This is a genomic window from Nocardioides sp. NPDC057772 (assembly GCF_042798075.1).
Lineage (GTDB): Bacteria > Actinomycetota > Actinomycetes > Propionibacteriales > Nocardioidaceae > Nocardioides.
Genome location: NZ_JBHVKN010000101.1, coordinates 1 through 17,577, shown reverse-complemented (window position 1 = coordinate 17,577; position 17,577 = coordinate 1). Strand labels below are relative to the sequence as shown.

The window sequence follows — 17,577 nt, the reverse complement described above, 5'->3', positions numbered from 1 at the left end:
GTAGGTCCTACCGGCGCGATCTGTCATTTTCGGATCCGTGGGCGGTCGCCGCCAGCAGATCAGCGTGGCGACCGCGCCGCGTCTGCGATCGCGATCCCTGCCGCCACGACGCCCCTTTCCAGGGCCTCCGTGAGCCGTTCCGCAACACCTGGTGAACACAGCCATCCCCTGCTTCGGAGCCCTGGGTGCACCCCGTATCGTTGCGGTTTCGGCGAGCCTCTCCGCTTTGGGGCTCGGACCTTCGTAGCCTCGTCGGCAGGCCCGCATCCTGCAGCACAGATCCCCGACGCGGCGCCCCGGGAACGCGAGGACGTATGGCGAGCATCATTGGACGTGACATGGCGGTGGACCTCGGCACCGCAAACACACTCGTCTACGTCCGTGGCAAGGGCGTCCTTGTCGATGAGCCGAGTGTGGTCGCGCTCAACAAGAACACCGGCGAGATGGTCGCCGTCGGCCATGAGGCCAAGAAGATGCTGGGACGTACGCCCGACGACATCGTCGCGCTGCGGCCGCTGAAGGACGGCGTGATCGCCGACTTCGAGGCGACCGAGCAGATGCTGCGCTACTTCATCCAGCAGGTGCACCGGCGCCGCTACTTCGCCAAGCCGCGGATGGTCATCTGCGTCCCGTCCGGGATCACCGCGGTCGAGATCCGCGCGGTGAAGGAGGCCGGTTACCAGTCCGGCGCGCGGATGGTGAACATCATCGAGGAGCCGATGGCGGCCGCGATCGGCGCCGGGCTCCCGGTGCACATGCCGACCGGCAACATGGTCGTCGACATCGGCGGCGGCACCACCGAGGTCGCGGTGATCAGCCTCGGCGGAATCGTGACGAGCCAGTCGATCCGCACCGCTGGCCACCAGCTCGACAACGCGATCATGACCTGGCTGAAGAAGGAGCACGCGCTGCTCCTGGGCGAGCGCACCGCCGAGGAGGTCAAGATGACCCTCGGCTCGGTGTGGCCGCTGCCCAACGAGCCCGAGGCCGAGATCCGCGGGAGGGATCTGGTCAGCGGCCTGCCGCGCACGGTGACGGTCTCGAGCGCCGAGGTGCGCAAGGCGATCGAGGAGCCGCTCCACGACATCTTCGACGCGGTCCGGTCCACGCTCGACCAGACCCCGCCCGAGCTGGCCGGCGACATCATGGACCGCGGCATCGTGCTGACCGGCGGCGGTGCCCTCCTCCGCGGTCTCGACGAGCGCCTGCGTCACGAGACCGGCATGCCGGTCCACATCGCCGAGTCCCCGCTGACCTCGGTCGCGATGGGCGCCGGTCGCTGTGTCGAGGACTACGACGTGCTCCGCCCCGTCCTGGTGAACGAGAACAGGAGATGGTGACGTGTCGTTGCTGAGCCCCCGCCCCAGCGAACGTCTGCGCAAAGGGCTGGAACAGCGCAAAGGCCCCAAACCCGTGGTCCGTACGCCGCGGGAGAGGCTCAACCGCCGCGGCAGCCTCGAGACGAGCGCCGGCGGCGGTGGCCCGAAGCGCTCCTGGCTGATCGCACTGATCCTGTGCTGCGCGACCCTGGCCACGCTCGACCAGACCCCCGTCCTGGAGCCGGCCCGCACGGCGGTCGGCGAGGTGATCTCCCCGCTCGAGACCGGCGCGGCGATGGTGGCCCGCCCGTTCACCGGGATCCCGGAGTGGTTCGACAGCCGTGACGACTTCCGCGAGCGGATCGCGAAGCTCGAGGCGGAGAACGCCACGCTGCGCCGCCAGGTCGAGGTCACCGACTACGGCCGCGCCAAGCTCGCCGAATACGAGTCGATCACCCGCGCCGCCGAGGACCTCGGCTACTCCCTGGTGCCGGCCCGGGTCACCGCGCACGGCCCCGCCCAGACCTTCAACCGCACCGTCACCATCGATGCCGGCAGCGCCGCCGGGATCAGGTCCGACATGTCGGTCGTGACCGGCGACGGCCTGGCCGGCCGGGTCCTACGTGTCACCAAGACCAGCGCCACCGTCCTGCTGATCGTCGACGCCGCCTCGGTCGTCGGTGGCCGGGTCGGCGGTGTGGACCGCAGCGGCCAGAAGTCCGGTCAGGTGGGCATGGTCCGCGGCTCCGGCGTGGTCGCCGGTGGTGCCGACTCCGGTCTGCTGACCCTCGATCTCGTCGACCAGACCGCCGCCCCGCTCAAGGGCGAGACGGTGATCACCTGGGGTGACGGCCGGGCCGCGCCGTACGTCTCCGGACTGCCGATCGGAGAGGTCACCGACACCTTCGCGAGCGTTCGCGACTCCTCGCGGACGGTGCGGATCAAGCCGTACGTCGACTTCGGCTCGCTCGACGTCGTCGGGGTGGTGGTGCCCAACGGCACCATGAGCGACCGAGCTGTGGTCACGCCGGAAGGAGAGCTGCGATGAGGGAGCGCCAGCGAGCGAACCAGACAATCAACACGCCACCGCGTCCGTATTCTGGCGCTTGCGCTACGGAGGTGCTGGCGTGAGTGACATGGAAGCCCGTGCCTCCGGCGCGGCCCCGGTGCTGCGCAACGTCCTGGTCGGCCTGCTGATCGTGATCGCGATCGTCCTCCAGCTGAGCGTGGCGCCCGCCTTCGCCATCCGCGGCATCACGCCCGACCTGGCCCTTCTGGTCGTCCTCGCGGTCGCGCTCACCCGCGGCGGGCAGGCAGGGATGGTGACCGGGTTCGCCGCCGGCGTGCTCCTCGACCTGGCGCCGCCCGCCGATCACACCGCCGGCCGGTGGGCGCTCGCGCTGCTGATCGTGGGCTACGTCGCCGGCCGCGTACGCGAGGGCAGCATCGCCCACAACGACCAGCTCCGTCCCAACGCGATGACGGTGATGGCCACGGTCGCCACCTGCGCGTTCATCGGAGTCAGCATCTTCGCGGTCAGCGGCCTGATCCTCGGCGAGGCGCCGCTGACCCTGCTGCCGACGGTGGCGATCAGCGTCGGCTACGACCTGCTGCTGGCACCGCTGCTGATCCCGGCGCTGTTCTGGCTGATCGGCAAGGGGGATCTCTGAGATGGCTCGGAGTCGTCTGCCCACCGCGCAGGTCAGCCGGCTGCGGCTGATCGTGATCCAGGCGCTCGTCTTCTCGCTGCTGGCCACGCTCGGGGTCCGGCTCTTCTACCTGCAGGTGCGCCACGGCGACGCCTATCAGGCGGCCGCCGCCTCGCAGTCGAAGCGCGAGATCGTGCGTCAGCCGGTGCGCGGCATCATCGTCGACGCCCAGGGCCGGCCCATGGTGACCAACCGCTCGGCCTGGGTGGTCAGCCTCGACCAGAGCGTGCTCGACGGGCTCGAGGACGACGACCGCAAGACGCTGATGGAGCGCGTCGCCAAGGCCGTCGACGTGTCCCCGAAGAAGCAGAACGAGGCGATCGCCAGCTGGTCCGGCACCCGCTACCAGCCGGTGCCGATCGCCACCGACGTCTCCGAGTCGACCGCGCTGCGCATCCTCGAGCAGCCCGAGGACTTCCCCGGGGTGGTCGCCGACAAGCAGACGCTGCGCTCCTACCCGAGCCCCTACGGCATCAACGCCGCCGGCGTGCTCGGCTATCTCTCGCCGATCACCGAGGACGAGAACGACGACGCCCGGGAGCGCGGCGACGAGTCGCTCAACATCACCTCGATGGTGGGACGGTCCGGGGTCGAGAAAGAGTACGACCAGTGGCTGCGCGGTATGCCCGGCTACGACACGGTCACCGTCGACTCGCTCGGTCGTGAGATCGGCCGCGGCGACTCGGTGGCCTCCCAGCCCGGAGACACGCTGGTGACCAGCATCGACGCCAAGGTGCAGGGCCGCGCCGAGAAGCTGCTGGCCGAGTCGATCGAGACCGCGCGCGGCACCTTCGACAAGATCACCGGACGCAACTTCGAGGCCGACTCCGGCTCGGTCGTGATCATGGAGGCGCAGACCGGCCGGCTGGTCGCGATGGCGAACCAGCCGACGTACGACCCCGAGGAGTGGGTCGGCGGCATCACCCAGAAGCAGCTCGACCGGCTCTACTCCGAGAAGGCGGGCTACCCGCTGCTGCCGCGGGCGACGCAGGGCCAGTTCGCGCCCGGCTCGACGTGGAAGCCGTTCATGACGGTCGGCGCGCTCAACAACGGCTACAGCCGCGACAGCCGTCTCGACTGCTCCAGCGGGCTCCAGGTCGGCAACCGCTGGTTCAAGAACTACGAGTCGGCCCCCTACGGCTTCATCGACTTCGCCCAGGCGCTCCAGGTCTCCTGCAACACCTTCTTCTACCGGGTCGCGGTCGACTACTGGCGGAAGTACGGCTCGAACCCGGCCGACGTCAACGCCAAGGACCCGCTGGTCGAGACCGCCAAGGCGTTCGGCTTCGGCAAGCGCACCGGCATCGACCTGCCCGGGGAGTCGTCGGGCCGGATCGCGGACCGGAAGTGGAAGGCCGAGTACTACGAGGCCATGAAGGACTACTACTGCCGGATGGACGAGAAGAAGAACGCGCCGTCCTCGTTCCTGCAGCTGTTCGCCCACGAGTTCTGCATCGAGGGCAACTACTACCGCACCGGTGACGCGGTGAACTTCTCGATCGGCCAGGGCGACACCATGGTCACCCCGATCCAGCTCGCTCGCGCGTACGCGGCGCTGGCCAACGGCGGCACTCTCTTCGAGCCCAGGATCGGCAAGGCGGTCGTCAGCGGCGACGGCACCGTGGTCGAGAAGATCGACCCCAAGGTCGCGGGCAAGGTCAACATGTCGGCCAAGAGCATCGACTACGTCAACGACGCGCTGCTCGGCACCACGCGCACCGGCACCCTGGCCTGGAAGTTCGGAGGGTTCCCGCTCGACGAGGTGAAGGTGCGCGGCAAGACCGGCACCGCCGAGGTCACCGGCAAGCAGACGACCGGCTGGGTGGCGACGTACAACAAGAAGTACGTCATCATCATGACGATCTCCCAGGGCGGCACCGGCTCGGGTGCCGTGGGTGATTCGGTACGCAAGCTGTGGGAGTCGCTCTACGGGATCGAGGAGGGTGGAGCCGTGGTCCGGCCCGACAAGGCCGCGATCAAGGGCATCGACCCGCCGAAGAACCTGCCGGCGTTCGGCGCCGACGGCTCGATCGTCGCCCCGAAGGACTGAGCGGGCCACAACGATGAAGAACGACGTGATGGCCTTCGTACGCCGCATCGACCTCGTCCTCCTCGGCGCGGTGCTGCTCCTGGTGGGACTGTCGGTGCTGCTGGTCTGGTCCGCGACCATCCACCGCGACGCGCTCACCGGCGGCGACACCACCGCCTACCTGCGCAAACAGGCGATCAACGTGGCCGTGGGGCTGGTGCTGATGGTGGGCGTGGTCGCCACCAACCACCGCTGGGTCCGACTGCTGACGCCGGTGGTCTACGTGGGCGCGGTGATCGGCCTGGTGCTGGTGCTCGTGATGGGCTCGACGGTCAACGGGTCGAAGTCGTGGGTGAGCCTCGGGCCGGTGCAGGTCCAGCCCTCTGAGCTGGCCAAGCTGGCTGTCGTCATCGCGATGGCACTGGTCCTGGCCGAGCGCAGCGAGGGCCGCTGGCAGGCCCGGGTCTCGCTCGGCGACGTGGTCGCGATGATCCTGGTCGCGGCGGTGCCGATCGTCCTGGTCCTGCTCCAGCCCGACCTCGGCACCACGCTGGTGCTGGGCGTGACGGTCTTCTGTGTGCTCGCCGCCGCGGGAACACCACGACGATGGCTCGCCCTGCTGGCGCTGACGGGCGTGGCAGGTGCCACGACCGTGATCGCGACCGGGGTGCTGAAGCAATACCAGATCAACCGGTTCATGGCGTTCACCGATCCGTCGCTCGATCCGCGCGGCGCGGGCTACAACGTGCAGCAGGCCCGGATCGCGATCGGCGACGGCGGCATCTTCGGCCAGGGCCTCTTCCAGGGCTCGCAGGCGCGCGCGGGCTTCGTCCCCGAGCAGCACACCGACTTCATCTTCACCGTCGTGGGGGAGGAGCTCGGGCTCGTCGGCTCGCTGCTGGTGATCGCGCTGATCGGTGTCGTGCTGTGGCGCGGGCTGCGGATCGCGGCGCGCACCGACGACCTCTTCGGACGCGTCGCCGCCGCCGGGATCGTGTGCTGGCTCGGCATCCAGAGCTTCCAGAACATCGGCATGTGCCTGGGCATCATGCCGGTCACCGGGGTGCCGCTACCGTTGCTGTCCTACGGCGGCTCCTCGATGATCGCGGCGCTGCTGGCGGTGGGTCTGCTGCTCGGCATCTCGGGCCGCTCGCGGCGCACCGGTCTGGACCGGTCCGGACCACTTCAGGACCTCCGCTCGCGTGATCGCCTGCAGGTTGCTGCAGTGCGAAAAGATGTCGCGTTTCATCGAAATTAAACTCGATTACGTTCCCTCCCGGTTGCCCCACAGGGCATCCGTGATCCCTTGCAGCCCTCAACCCGAGGCTGCTTGACGACGGGAGCAGTAATCGTGAACCGACCCCACAAGATCCAGCGCCTCGGCGCACTCGCGGCAGCGACGGTGACCGCCGTCGGCGCCGCCACGACCATCCTGGCCATGTCCGGTCCCGCCGGCGCGGCCGACAACCCGGCACCGCTGATCGGTGCCGACAAGTCGACCGCCATCGACAACTCCTACATCGTCGTGATGAAGGGCAACGGTGCCGCGGCCAAGGCCAACGCCGCCGAGGCCCGCGCGCTCGCCAAGGAGAAGGGCGGCTCGGTGAAGTACGCCTACGACAAGGCGATCACCGGGTTCTCCGCCACGCTCGACGCCGACGCGCTCGACGCGCTCCGCAACGACCCCGATGTCGACTACATCGAGGCCAACCAGGTCGTGAAGGCCAGCGGCGACCAGGCGAACCCCACCTGGGGCCTCAACCGGATCGACCAGCGCAACCTGCCACTGAACTCGAACTACCACTACGACTACACCGGTTCCGGGGTGAAGGCCTACATCATCGACACCGGCATCCGGTCCGCGCACGCGGACTTCGGCGGCCGGGTGACCTCGGGCTACACCGCCATCGGGTCCACCACCGAGGACGAGAACGGCCACGGCACCCACGTCGCCGGCACCGTCGGCGGATCGACGTACGGCGTCGCCAAGAACGTCACGCTCGTGCCCGTCCGCGTGCTCGACGCCTCCGGCTCCGGCACGACCGCCGGTGTGATCGCCGGTGTGAACTGGGTGACCTCCAACCACACCTCCGGTCCGGCGGTCGCCAACATGTCGCTCGGCGGCGGGGTCTCCTCGACTCTCGACTCCGCGGTCTCCAACTCGATCGCCGACGGCGTCACCTACGCCGTGGCGGCGGGCAACGACTCCGGCGCCAACGCGTGCAACGGCTCGCCGGCTCGCGTCGCGGGGGCTCTGACCGTCGGCTCGACGACCAACACCGACGCCCGGTCGAGCTTCTCCAACATCGGCTCGTGCCTCGACCTGTTCGCCCCGGGTTCCTCCATCACCTCGGCCTGGCACACCTCGAACACCGCGACCAACACCATCTCCGGTACCTCGATGGCGACCCCGCACGTCGCCGGTGTGGCGGCGCTCTACCTGCAGGCGAACCCGACGGCCTCGCCGTCGTCGGTCTCCTCGGCGATCGTCTCCAACGCGACCTCCGGCGTCGTCACCTCGCCCGGCACCGGGTCGCCCAACCGCCTGCTCTACTCGCTGTGGAGCGGTGGCACCGACCCGACGGACCCGCCGACCACCGGCAACCTGCTGAAGAACCCGGGCTTCGAGTCGGGCGCGACCAGCTGGTCCAGCTCCTCGGGCGTGATCGACAACTCGACCTCCGCCCCGGCGCGTACGGGCTCCTACAAGGCGTGGCTGAACGGCTACGGCTCGACCCACACCGACACGCTCTCGCAGTCGGTCACCCTGCCCACGACCGGCAAGACCCTGTCGTTCTATCTGCGGGTGATCACCAACGAGACGACCACCTCGACGGCCTACGACAAGCTGACCGTCAAGATCGGCTCGACGACCCTGGCGACCTACTCCAACCTGAACGCGAGCTCTTCGTACTCGTTGAAGTCGTTCTCCCTGGGCGCCTACGCCGGTAGCACCGTCACACTGACGTTCACCGGCACCGAGGACTCCTCGCTCGGGACCAGCTTCCTGATCGACGACACCTCGATCGCCTGATCGTTCAGCCATCTGTGATCTGCGCCGGGTCGCTCGCGTAACGCGGGCGGCCCGGCGTGTTGTATGGGGACTGTTTCCAGGCTGTTTACAGCCGTTCACGTTGGTATCTGCACGTTGCTGCAATGCGAAGAGTTGGGTCGTTACGGGTTCTACGTAACGTGGTTACGTGGTTGGCCGAACGCTTCGGGTTGCGGCCGTAGGGAGGGCGCAGGGCGTTCGGCCGGCACGTGTGAGGTCTGCGCGTGGGACCGCCCACAGGCGGATCCCGAGTCCGGTGCAATGAATGGTTGTGGCCCCATCGGGCCGCACGATGACGGGAGTCAGTTCGTGAACCGAACCATCAAGAGCCGTGCCCTCAAGGCACCGGCAGTCATCTCCGCCGTAGCTGTGGGAGCAACAGCTTCGGCGATCGCCTTCACCGTCCCGGCCGGAGCCGCGGACAGTCCGGCGCCGTTGCGCGGCGCGGACGCCTCGACCGCAATCGAGGGTGAGTACATCGTGGTGATGAAGAAGCAGGGCAGCAGCGACGTCGCGAGGTCCGAGGCCAGGTCCGTACGCAGCGACGCCCGCGCCGCCGGCGGCGACGTACGCGAGGTCTTCAACACCGCGTTCAACGGCTTCTCAGCCGAGCTCGACAAGGACGCGCTCGCCGAGGTCCGCGACAACCCGGACGTCGCCTACGTGCAGGCCAACCACCGCTACACCACCCAGGGTGACCAGGCGGACCCGACCTGGGGTCTCGACCGCATCGACCAGGCCGCCCTGCCGCTCGACAAGAACTACCACTACGAGCAGACCGGGGAGGGCGTGACCGCCTACATCATCGACACCGGCGTCGCGACCGACCACTCGGAGTTCAGCGGCCGGATCGGCGAGGGTTTCGACGCCGTCGACGGCGACACCGACCCGGCCGACGGCAACGGCCACGGCACCCACGTCGCGGGCACCGTCGCGGGCACCACCTACGGCGTCGCCAAGGAGGCCACGATCGTTCCGGTCCGCGTCCTCGACGACCAGGGCTCCGGCACCACCGAGGGTGTCGTCGCCGGCATCGAGTGGGTCACCGAGAACCACACCGACGGTCCGGCGGTCGCCAACATGTCGCTCGGCGGCGGCAACGACCCCGCTCTCGACGCGGCCGTCCAGGCCTCGATCGCCGACGGCGTGACCTATGCCGTCGCGGCCGGCAACGAGAGCTCCGACGCCTGTGGCTCCTCGCCGGCCGCCGTGCCGGAGGCGATCACCGTCGGTGCCACCGACAACGCCGACGCCGCCGCGGACTTCTCCAACACCGGTGAGTGCCTCGACCTCTTCGCGCCGGGTGTCGACATCACCTCGGCCTGGAACGACGGCTCGACCAACACCATCTCGGGCACCTCGATGGCGACTCCCCACGTCGCCGGTGCCGCCGCGCTCTTCCTCGAGGCGAACCCCTCGGCCACCCCGGCCGACGTCGCCACGGGCCTGACCGGCGCCGCCATCCCCGACGTGGTCACCAACCCGGGCACCGGTTCCCCGAACCTGCTGCTCACCACCGTGTTCTGAGCTGACGCTCAGAGCTGAGGTCGCTGGGGCCGTCCGGGAGGGGCGGCCCCAGCGGCTGTCCTGCGTCCCGCTACGTCGGCTTCGTCCACGCGATCGTGTGCCGGAAGCCGAGGCGACGCCGGATGGTGGCGCCGGGCATCACATCGAGGACGATCTCGCGCAGGTCGTCGAGAGGCATGGTCGGATCCTTGACGGGGACCGCCGTGTCCGGCGCCTCGGCCGCGGGCCACGGATGTTTGACGTAGCCGATCAGCGGGTTGGTCACGGCTGAGGCGAGGTCCCACAGATGGTCCGTCGCACTTCGAGGGGGAGCGAGCCCGACCGCCAGGAACCGGCCGTCGGGGCCGAGCAGTCGGCGGACCGCGTCGAGCGCGTCGGCGACGTCGAGATGGTGCAGGACGGCGACCATCGTGATCAGATCGAACGGCCCGGCGGCCTCGTTCCACGAGCTCCCGTCGATCGTGACGTTGGGGAGGCCGGCGCAGCGCGCGCCGGCGTGCCGGAGCATCTCCTCGTCGCGATCATTTCCGTGCACCGTGTCGAACATCGGTGCCAGCGTGGCCACGAGCTCCCCGCGGCCACAGCCGACGTCCAGAGCCGCTCGGCGCCGCTTCGGCAGGTTCGCCAGGATCCAGCTGTGGAAGTGGTCGTTGTGGCTCCACGGGTGCCGGGCGTTGATCGCGGCCATGGTCGTCGCCACGGTCCCTCCGCCGAACTCTGCCGCCCACGTACGCAATGCCATGCCCGGCAGTCTGTCCTCGCGGCGCGAGGTTTGGTAGGGGAGTCCGGGGGCGGCGTACGCTTGGGGTTGATCGTTCCCGAGCTTTGAGGTGCCCATCGTGACCGTCGCCCAGAGCGACCTCGTTCCTGAGTCTGTCTTCCCTCGGCTGGAGCCGCGCCTGGCGCTGGTGTCCAAGCCGATCCAGTACGTCGGTGGGGAGCTCAACTCGACCGTCAAGGAGTGGAACGACGTCGAGGTGCGCTGGGCGCTGATGTACCCGGACGCCTACGAGGTCGGCCTGCCCAACCAGGGTGTGCAGATCCTCTACGAGGTGCTCAACGAGCGTGACTGGATCGCGGCGGAGCGCACCTACGCGGTCTGGCCCGACCTCGAGAAGATCATGCGCGAGGGCGACGAGCAGGGCCCGATCCCGCAGTTCACCGTCGACGCCCACCGTCCGGTGAAGGCGTTCGACGTCTTCGGGCTCAGCTTCTCGACCGAGCTCGGCTACACCAACATGCTCAACGCCCTCGACCTCGCCGGGATCCCGCTGCATGCGGTCGACCGTGGCGACGACGACCCGGTGGTGCTCGCCGGTGGCCACGCCGCGTTCAACCCCGAGCCGATCGCCGACTTCCTCGACGCCGCCGTGCTCGGCGACGGTGAGGAGGTCGTGCTCAAGATCTCCGAGGTCGTGCGCGAGTGGAAGCAGGACGGTCGCCCCGGCGGGCGCGACGAGCTGCTGCGACGGCTGGCCGTCTCCGGGGCGGTCTACGTCCCCAAGTTCTACGACGTCACCTACGCCGCCGACGGCCAGATCGAGGCTGTGGTGCCCAACCGTCCCGACATCCCGTGGCGAGTGCGCAAGCACACCCTGATGGACCTCGACGCCTGGCCCTACCCGCGCAATCCCCTGGTGCCCCTGGCCGAGACCGTCCACGAGCGGTTCTCGGTGGAGATCTTCCGCGGCTGCACCCGCGGCTGCCGCTTCTGCCAGGCCGGGATGATCACCCGTCCCGTGCGCGAGCGGTCGATCACCACCATCGGTGACATGGTCGAGAACGGCATCCGCAAGTCCGGCTTCGAGGAGGTCGGGCTGCTCTCGCTGTCGAGCGCCGACCACACCGAGATCGGTGACGTCGCGACCGGTCTGGCCGACCGCTACGAGGGCTCCAACGTGTCGCTCTCGCTGCCCTCGACCCGCGTCGACGCCTTCAACATCACCCTCGCCAACGAGTTCTCCCGCAACGGTCGTCGCTCGGGCCTGACCTTCGCGCCGGAGGGTGGCTCCGAGCGGATGCGGAAGGTCATCAACAAGATGGTGACCGAGGAGGACCTGATCCGCACCGTCGGTGCCGCGTACTCTCACGGCTGGCGCCAGGTGAAGCTCTACTTCATGTGCGGCCTGCCCACCGAGACCGACGAGGACGTCCTCCAGATCGCCGAGCTGGCCAAGAAGGTCATCGCGAAGGGCCGCGAGGTCTCCGGCCGCAACGACATCCGCTGCACCGTCTCGATCGGTGGCTTCGTACCCAAGCCGCACACGCCCTTCCAGTGGGCCGCCCAGCTCGACCACGAGACCACCGACGACCGGCTGCAGAAGCTGCGCGACGTCGTCCGCTCCGACAAGAAGTTCGGCCGCGCGATCGGCTTCCGCTACCACGACGGCAAGCCCGGCATCGTCGAGGGCCTGCTGTCCCGCGGCGACCGCCGCGTCGGCGCGATCATCGAGCAGGTCTGGCGCGACGGCGGTCGCTTCGACGGCTGGAGCGAGCACTTCTCCTACGACCGCTGGGTCGCCGCGGCCGAGAAGGGCCTGGCCGGCACCGGTGTCGACCTCGACTGGTACACCACCCGCGAGCGGGAGTACGACGAGATCCTTCCCTGGGACCACCTCGACTCCGGCCTCGACAAGGACTGGCTCTGGGCCGACTGGGAGGACGCCCTCGCCGCCGCCGACGGCGAGGACATCGAGGTCGAGGACTGCCGCTGGACTCCCTGCTACGACTGCGGCGTCTGCCCGGAGATGAACACCGAGATCCAGATCGGCCCGACGGGTCAGAAGCTGCTGCCGCTGAGCGTCGTCTGATCGGTCAGGGCTCGATCCGCTTCTCGAAGAAGACGCGACCGAATCCGCGATCATCGCGGCGGGAAGTCTCGACATAGCCGATGCGCTCGTAGAGACGCTGGTTCTCGACCATCGTCTCGTGGGTGTACAGACGGATGACCTCGGCGCCCACGGCGATCGCTCGCGCCTCGGCGAGCGCGAGCAGGTGTCGGCCATATCCCTGGCCATGGTTCCCGGGCCGGACCGCGATGTTGTCCAGCACGAAGTCGTCAGGCGACGGGAGTAGCACGATGAATCCCTTGATGTCGGCAGTCCCTTGGTCACGACCCACACCTCGGCGGACGTCACGAGCTCGTCGTAGTCGGCATCCAACGGCCCCGGCCGTTGACCCCTCATCCGCGGGAGATAGCCCTCGTACGCTTCGAGGGCGATCGCGCGCAGAGTGGCGGCATCCGAACCCATCGCGCGACGAACCGCGAATGAAGGCTGAGGAGCCACATCGGTGAGCGTAGCCGTCACTTCGTCCTGTCAGCCCGCAGGTTTCGAAGATGTGCGGGGAAGTGACGTGCGATTGCGGCCGTGAGGCGGCCAGGATCCCGCACATGTGTGGTTCCGGCGACGCCGGCACTTTGGCGGTGTGAGTCGATCAGCGGATCGCGGCGGTGGCCTCGATCTCGATGAGCACGTCGGGGCGGAAGAGGCCTGCGACCTGGACCAAGGAGCTGGCCGGTGGGCGCGCGACGTCGACGAACTCGTCGCGGACCGACCGGATCAGCGGCAGCTCGTCGGTGGAGACGACGAAGTAGGTGAGCTTCACGACATCCGCCCAGGTGGCGCCCGCGGCGGCCAGGGCGACGCCGAGGTTGGTGAAGGTCTGCCGGGTCTGCGCCTCCCAGCCGTCGGCGACGGCGCCGTCGGCGGTGATGCCGACCTGGCCCGAGGTCACGACCAGTCGGGCGCCGGGATCGGTGATCACCACGTGGCTGTAGCCGGCGGGTGCGGGCAGATCTTCGGGAGTCAGGAAATCCACTCGCCGAAGGTAGACCCGACGCGCGATCCAGGCGACTGATTACCGCTCAGCCGACCGGGCGGACCCAGCGTCGCCACTCCGACTGAGACTCGTAGCCCGAGCTCTTCCACAGCGACTGGCCCAGGTCGTTGCCCTCCAGGACCATCGCGTCGATGCGGCTCGCCCCCAGGGCCACGAGGCGGTCTTCGGCGTGGGCCAGCAGGCGGCGGGCGAGCCCCTGGCGGCGTACGTCGGGGTGGACCGCCAGTCGGTAGAGGTGGGCGCGCCAGCCGTCCCAGCCGGAGATCAGGGAGCCGACGATCCGGCCGTCCGGGGTGACCGCGACCGTGCAGGCCTCGGGGTCGCGAGCGATCAACGCCTCGACCTTCGCCGGGGAGTCGGTCGGCCGCGAGTCGTTCTCCGCGGCCACCTCCCACAGGGCGATGAGGGTGGGGACGTCAGAAACAACGGCAGGGCGCAGCTCGATCACGGCCCGAAGTGTCCCACGCCGACGAGCGCTGCTGGCTCAGCAGTCCGCGGCGCCGCGCAGGGCGAAGTCGATGCTGACCGCGTGGTGGTCCGACAGGCCGGTGGGGGTGACCCGGCCGTCGCCGGCCTCGAGCCAGGAGTTGGGGAGCAGGTAGTCGACGCGGCCGCCGCCGTCGTGGCTGGCGCCGAGGGAGGCACCGGCGTCGGTCAGGGTGGCCAGGGCGGTGCTCAGGACGCCGGAGCCGGAGCCGGCGTTGAGGTCGCCGCCGAGGAGCTTGGCGCCGTCGTAGGCGTTCACCTTGGACATGACCGCACCGATCTGCGCCTGCCTCAGCGAGTCCGAGGTGTGGTCGAGGTGGGTGTTGAAGACGACCAGGCGCTGGCCCTCGACCATGATGTTGGCCCGCAGCAGCCCGCGCTGCTCCTTGCCGTCGCGGTTGGGCAGGTGGGTGTTGCCGGACTCCGCGATGGGGAAGCGGGACAGGATCGCGGTGCCGTAGCCACCACGGTCGGTGATGTAGTCGTTGGCGCCGAAGACGGACTGCATGCCCAGCTGTGAGGCGATGATCGCGGGCTGGTCGACGTTGCCCGAGCGGCGGCGGTTCTGGTCGACCTCTTGGAGGAGTACGACGTCGGCACCGGAGTCGCGGATCACGCCGGCGATGCCGCCGAGCTCGCCGGGGGAGACCCGGCCACCCTTGATGTTGAAGGTCATCACGGTCAGCTTGCGCGGGACCGCGCACGGGTCGATCTTCGGCTTCTTCGGGACCTTGTCGATCGCCGGTGGTGCCTCCAGGGTCTTGAACTTCGGCAGCGGCTCCGACGACGAAGGCGAGGGCGTCGCGGAGGCCCGGAGAGGGTCGGCGCTCGGCGTGGAGGAGGCATCGGCGGAGGCCTGCCTCGCGTCCCCCAGACGCGGTGCGAGGACGGTCAGGCCGGCGATGGCGCCGACGGTGAGGACCACCGCGAGGATCGGCAACAGCTCCTTGAGGCGTACCGAGATCGTCCTGCGTCTGTGGTGGGTCACCGCGCGAGTCTCCCATTTTTCGTAGGCAAGCCGTTACATTCCGTTGGCTTTCCATTCGCCATGTGGGTCATCGGGCGTCCGACCGACATAATCGACCCGTGCGTCAACAGCCCGAACAGCAGGCCCCGCCGGTCCAGCGTCTCCGCATCCGCTACGCCAAGCGCGGTCGGCTCCGGTTCACCAGCCACCGTGACTTCAGTCGCGCCTTCGAGCGCGCGGTCGCCCGGGCCCGGATCCCGGTGGCCTACTCCTCGGGCTTCAACCCGCACCCGCGGATCTCCTACGCCGGCGCTGCGCCGACAGGGGCGGCGAGCGAGGCCGAGTACGTCGAGCTCGCGCTGCGCGAGGTCGTCGACCCGGTCGCGACCAAGGGCGCCCTCGACGAGGTCATGCCCGACGGTCTCGACCTGCTCGACGTCGTCGACACCGCCACCTCGCCCAAGGGTGCGTTGGCCGACCTGCTCACCGGCAGCGAGTGGATCATCGACCTCCCGACGGCGCCGGAGGATGCGGCCGCGGCGGTCGAGGCGTTCCTGGGCGCCGAGGAGGTCATCGTCGAGCGGATGACCAAGAAGGGCATGCGCGAGTTCGACGCCCGCGCCGCGGTCGTGCGACTCAGCTCGGCGCCCCGCGAGGGCGGCTCCCGGCTGGAGCTGCTGCTCAAGCACGGCACCCCGTCCGTACGTCCCGACGACGTCGTCACCGGTCTGGAGCGCATCGGCGGACTGAAGGTCGGTCCCGAGCACGGCGGGCTGCCGCTGCTCACCCGACTCACCCAGGGCATCTTCGACGAGGAATCCGGCACGATCGGCGACCCGCTGCACTAGTGTTCGAGCGGTGAGGCGCTGCCGATGAGAATGGTCACCGACCGCGAGCGTCGGGCGAGGCTGGCCCGGCGGCACGGGCTCGCCCCCGCCCACAGGTACGCCGACGTGGCCGCTGCGACGGAGGCGATGACCGTCTGGCACGCGACCGAGGCGGCGACCGTCCATCTGGCGCTGCACGCACGGGTCCGCGACCTCCGGGTCGAGGATGTCGAGCGGGCGCTCTACGAGGAGCGGTCGCTGGTCAAGCAGCTGGCGATGCGGCGCACGCTGTTCGCCTTCCCGCGTGACCTGGTCCCGGCGGCCTGGGGGAGCGCCTCGGCCCGCGTGGCCGCCCAGGAGGAGAAGAACCTCCACAAGTGGCTGACCGCGGCCGGCATCGACGAGGACCAGGACGGCTGGATCGAGAAGGCGTTCGCGGCCACGCTCGCGGCGCTGGCCGACGGCGAGCCGCGGACCACGACGCAGCTGCGCGAGCTGGTCCCGGAGCTCGACACCCGCTTCCGGATGGGCGCTCCCGGTAAGAAGTGGGGCGGTGACTTCGCGATCGGACGCTGGGTGATCGGCACCCTCGCCGCGCAGGGACGGCTGATGCGGGCGACCAACCTCGGCCACTGGCGGCTGAACAAGCCGGCGTGGACGCTGACCGAGGCGTGGCTCGAGGAGATGCCGGTCCCGCTCACCCCGGAGGAGGGCTACGCCGCGCTCGTCCGCCGCTGGCTGTGGACCTTCGGTCCCGGCACCGAGGCCGACCTGGTCTGGTGGCTCGGATCCACCAAGTCGGCCGTGCGCGCGGCGCTCGCCGCGGTGGCGGCCGTCGAGGTCGGTCTCGAGAGCGGTGCCACCGGTTGGGTGCTGCCCGAGGACCCGATCGCCACCACTCCGGAGCCCGAGGTCGAGCCGTGGGCCGCGTTGCTGCCCACCCTCGACCCCACCGTCATGGGCTGGCGGGAGCGCGGGTTCTACCTGGACGCGGAGGATGTGGCGTACCTCTTCGACTCCAACGGCAACGCCGGCAACACCGCCTGGTGGGACGGCCGGATCGTGGGGGCCTGGGCGCAGGACGACGGCGGCAGGGTGCACCCGATCGTGCGTCACGACATCGGCGAGGCCGGACGGACGGCGCTGGCGGTCGAGGCGGAGCGGCTCACCGAGTGGCTCGACGGCGTGGTGATCGTGAACGTCTACAAGTCGCGCCAGATGAAGGAAGCCGAGCTCCCCTGAGTTTCGTTGGCGTCCGGATATCGGTCTGTTGACAGGGTGTATGCGATACTCCGAGACGACTGCTCAAACAATCGGGCCCGGCCCGAGGAATGGACAGTCCGACGACGCCTCGCCGGCGTGGGCCCTCCGGGGCCGCACTCCGGCACGCAGGAGGTAGGTCGTCACCAGACCGCGACGCAGGCCTAGCAGGTCAGTGAGAGCGACTCGCCCGGGAAGGTCCCGGACGGCCGAGCGACCGCGGCAGGTGACGAACCGCAGCCTGTGACGCACCGCTGCGGAGGATGCCGCCGCCCTGACAAGCTTTGCGCCGCGACGCGGCTGCTACGTGGAAAAAGTTCGATACTGCGCAGCGCCCGTTTCCCGGCACCTGACTATCCGGCACCTGTGAAGGTCCTGGATGAGGAGAACGGCATGGCCGACGAGACCACTGTCGAGAACACCGAGAACGGCGCTGAAACGCCGCAGACTCCGGTGACCGAGACGACTGAAGCGAGGTCGAGAGGCGAGCTTGCTCGTCCTCTCGCGCCGAGCGAAGGAGTGACCGCGCGAAGCGCGGACGCCCCCACGACCGACGCGGAA

15 protein-coding genes are annotated in these 17,577 nt (G+C 69.4%); 10 read left to right on the top strand and 5 right to left on the bottom strand.

What is annotated here, in order from left to right; translation table 11 throughout:
• The first annotated feature begins 314 nt into the window (after positions 1–314).
• The 7 genes from ACFVJS_RS16835 (at position 315) to ACFVJS_RS16805 (ending at position 9,636) form a co-directional block, all read left to right on the top strand.
• The gene (locus ACFVJS_RS16835; protein ID WP_165113228.1) at positions 315–1,340 is read left to right on the top strand and encodes a rod shape-determining protein; all 1,026 of its coding nucleotides are present in this window, start codon (positions 315–317) and stop codon (positions 1,338–1,340) included.
• 1 nt (position 1,341) lies between these two features.
• Positions 1,342–2,367: a rod shape-determining protein MreC gene (gene mreC / locus ACFVJS_RS16830; RefSeq protein WP_378882367.1), complete on the top strand. Its 1,026-nt coding sequence runs from the start codon at positions 1,342–1,344 to the stop codon at positions 2,365–2,367.
• An 88-nt stretch (positions 2,368–2,455) separates the two neighbouring features.
• The gene (mreD, locus tag ACFVJS_RS16825) at positions 2,456–2,989 is read left to right on the top strand and encodes a rod shape-determining protein MreD (protein ID WP_378882370.1); all 534 of its coding nucleotides are present in this window, start codon (positions 2,456–2,458) and stop codon (positions 2,987–2,989) included.
• Between the two features lies 1 nt (position 2,990).
• A complete protein-coding gene (gene mrdA, locus ACFVJS_RS16820; RefSeq protein WP_378882364.1) occupies positions 2,991–5,078 on the top strand; it encodes a penicillin-binding protein 2 in 2,088 nt (695 codons plus the stop codon).
• A gap of 13 nt (positions 5,079–5,091) precedes the next feature.
• A complete protein-coding gene (gene rodA, locus ACFVJS_RS16815; protein ID WP_378882362.1) occupies positions 5,092–6,315 on the top strand; it encodes a rod shape-determining protein RodA in 1,224 nt (407 codons plus the stop codon).
• A gap of 93 nt (positions 6,316–6,408) precedes the next feature.
• Entirely contained in the window at positions 6,409–8,091 is a 1,683-nt protein-coding gene (locus ACFVJS_RS16810; RefSeq protein WP_378882359.1) for a S8 family peptidase, read from the top strand.
• Between the two features lie 327 nt (positions 8,092–8,418).
• Positions 8,419–9,636, top strand: a complete 1,218-nt coding sequence (locus tag ACFVJS_RS16805; protein WP_378882356.1) for a S8 family peptidase — start codon at positions 8,419–8,421, stop codon at positions 9,634–9,636.
• Positions 9,637–9,706: 70 nt separating this feature from the next.
• Here ACFVJS_RS16805 and ACFVJS_RS16800 read toward each other — a convergent pair whose 3' ends face one another.
• The gene (locus ACFVJS_RS16800) at positions 9,707–10,378 is read right to left on the bottom strand and encodes a class I SAM-dependent methyltransferase (protein ID WP_378882353.1); all 672 of its coding nucleotides are present in this window, start codon (positions 10,376–10,378) and stop codon (positions 9,707–9,709) included.
• A 97-nt stretch (positions 10,379–10,475) separates the two neighbouring features.
• Here ACFVJS_RS16800 and ACFVJS_RS16795 point away from each other — a divergent pair, with 97 nt between their 5' ends.
• Positions 10,476–12,446 (top strand): TIGR03960 family B12-binding radical SAM protein, encoded by a 1,971-nt coding sequence (locus ACFVJS_RS16795; protein ID WP_378882350.1) that lies wholly within the window; start codon positions 10,476–10,478, stop codon positions 12,444–12,446.
• A 4-nt stretch (positions 12,447–12,450) separates the two neighbouring features.
• On the opposite strand, the gene ACFVJS_RS16790 is transcribed toward ACFVJS_RS16795, so the two are convergent.
• Genes ACFVJS_RS16790 through ACFVJS_RS16775 form a run of 4 tightly spaced genes read right to left on the bottom strand, consistent with a single transcriptional unit; the run spans position 12,451 to position 14,950 of the window.
• A complete protein-coding gene (locus ACFVJS_RS16790; RefSeq protein ID WP_378882347.1) occupies positions 12,451–13,029 on the bottom strand; it encodes a GNAT family N-acetyltransferase in 579 nt (192 codons plus the stop codon).
• Between the two features lie 42 nt (positions 13,030–13,071).
• The gene (locus tag ACFVJS_RS16785) at positions 13,072–13,455 is read right to left on the bottom strand and encodes a RidA family protein (protein ID WP_378882344.1); all 384 of its coding nucleotides are present in this window, start codon (positions 13,453–13,455) and stop codon (positions 13,072–13,074) included.
• Between the two features lie 46 nt (positions 13,456–13,501).
• Positions 13,502–13,924 (bottom strand): GNAT family N-acetyltransferase, encoded by a 423-nt coding sequence (locus ACFVJS_RS16780; protein ID WP_378882341.1) that lies wholly within the window; start codon positions 13,922–13,924, stop codon positions 13,502–13,504.
• A 36-nt stretch (positions 13,925–13,960) separates the two neighbouring features.
• Complete coding sequence (locus ACFVJS_RS16775) at positions 13,961–14,950, bottom strand: endonuclease/exonuclease/phosphatase family protein (protein WP_378882338.1); 990 nt, start codon at positions 14,948–14,950, stop codon at positions 13,961–13,963.
• A gap of 98 nt (positions 14,951–15,048) precedes the next feature.
• Here ACFVJS_RS16775 and ACFVJS_RS16770 point away from each other — a divergent pair, with 98 nt between their 5' ends.
• Positions 15,049–15,777, top strand: coding sequence for a TIGR03936 family radical SAM-associated protein (locus ACFVJS_RS16770; protein WP_378882336.1), 729 nt, complete (start codon positions 15,049–15,051; stop codon positions 15,775–15,777).
• A 24-nt stretch (positions 15,778–15,801) separates the two neighbouring features.
• Positions 15,802–16,998, top strand: coding sequence for a winged helix DNA-binding domain-containing protein (locus ACFVJS_RS16765; protein ID WP_378882334.1), 1,197 nt, complete (start codon positions 15,802–15,804; stop codon positions 16,996–16,998).
• Positions 16,999–17,577: the final 579 nt, after the last annotated feature.

What these genes read in the sequence shown, in the direction of transcription:
- ACFVJS_RS16835 (WP_165113228.1), top strand. Translation starts at nt 315, where the DNA reads ATGGCGAGCATCATTGGACGTGACATGGCGGTGGACCTCGGCACCGCA.
- mreD (WP_378882370.1), top strand. Translation starts at nt 2,456, where the DNA reads ATGGAAGCCCGTGCCTCCGGCGCGGCCCCGGTGCTGCGCAACGTCCTG.
- mrdA (WP_378882364.1), top strand. Translation starts at nt 2,991, where the DNA reads ATGGCTCGGAGTCGTCTGCCCACCGCGCAGGTCAGCCGGCTGCGGCTG.
- rodA (WP_378882362.1), top strand. Translation starts at nt 5,092, where the DNA reads ATGAAGAACGACGTGATGGCCTTCGTACGCCGCATCGACCTCGTCCTC.
- ACFVJS_RS16800 (WP_378882353.1), bottom strand. Translation starts at nt 10,378, where the DNA reads ATGGCATTGCGTACGTGGGCGGCAGAGTTCGGCGGAGGGACCGTGGCG.
- ACFVJS_RS16790 (WP_378882347.1), bottom strand. Translation starts at nt 13,029, where the DNA reads ATGTGCGGGATCCTGGCCGCCTCACGGCCGCAATCGCACGTCACTTCC.
- ACFVJS_RS16765 (WP_378882334.1), top strand. Translation starts at nt 15,802, where the DNA reads ATGAGAATGGTCACCGACCGCGAGCGTCGGGCGAGGCTGGCCCGGCGG.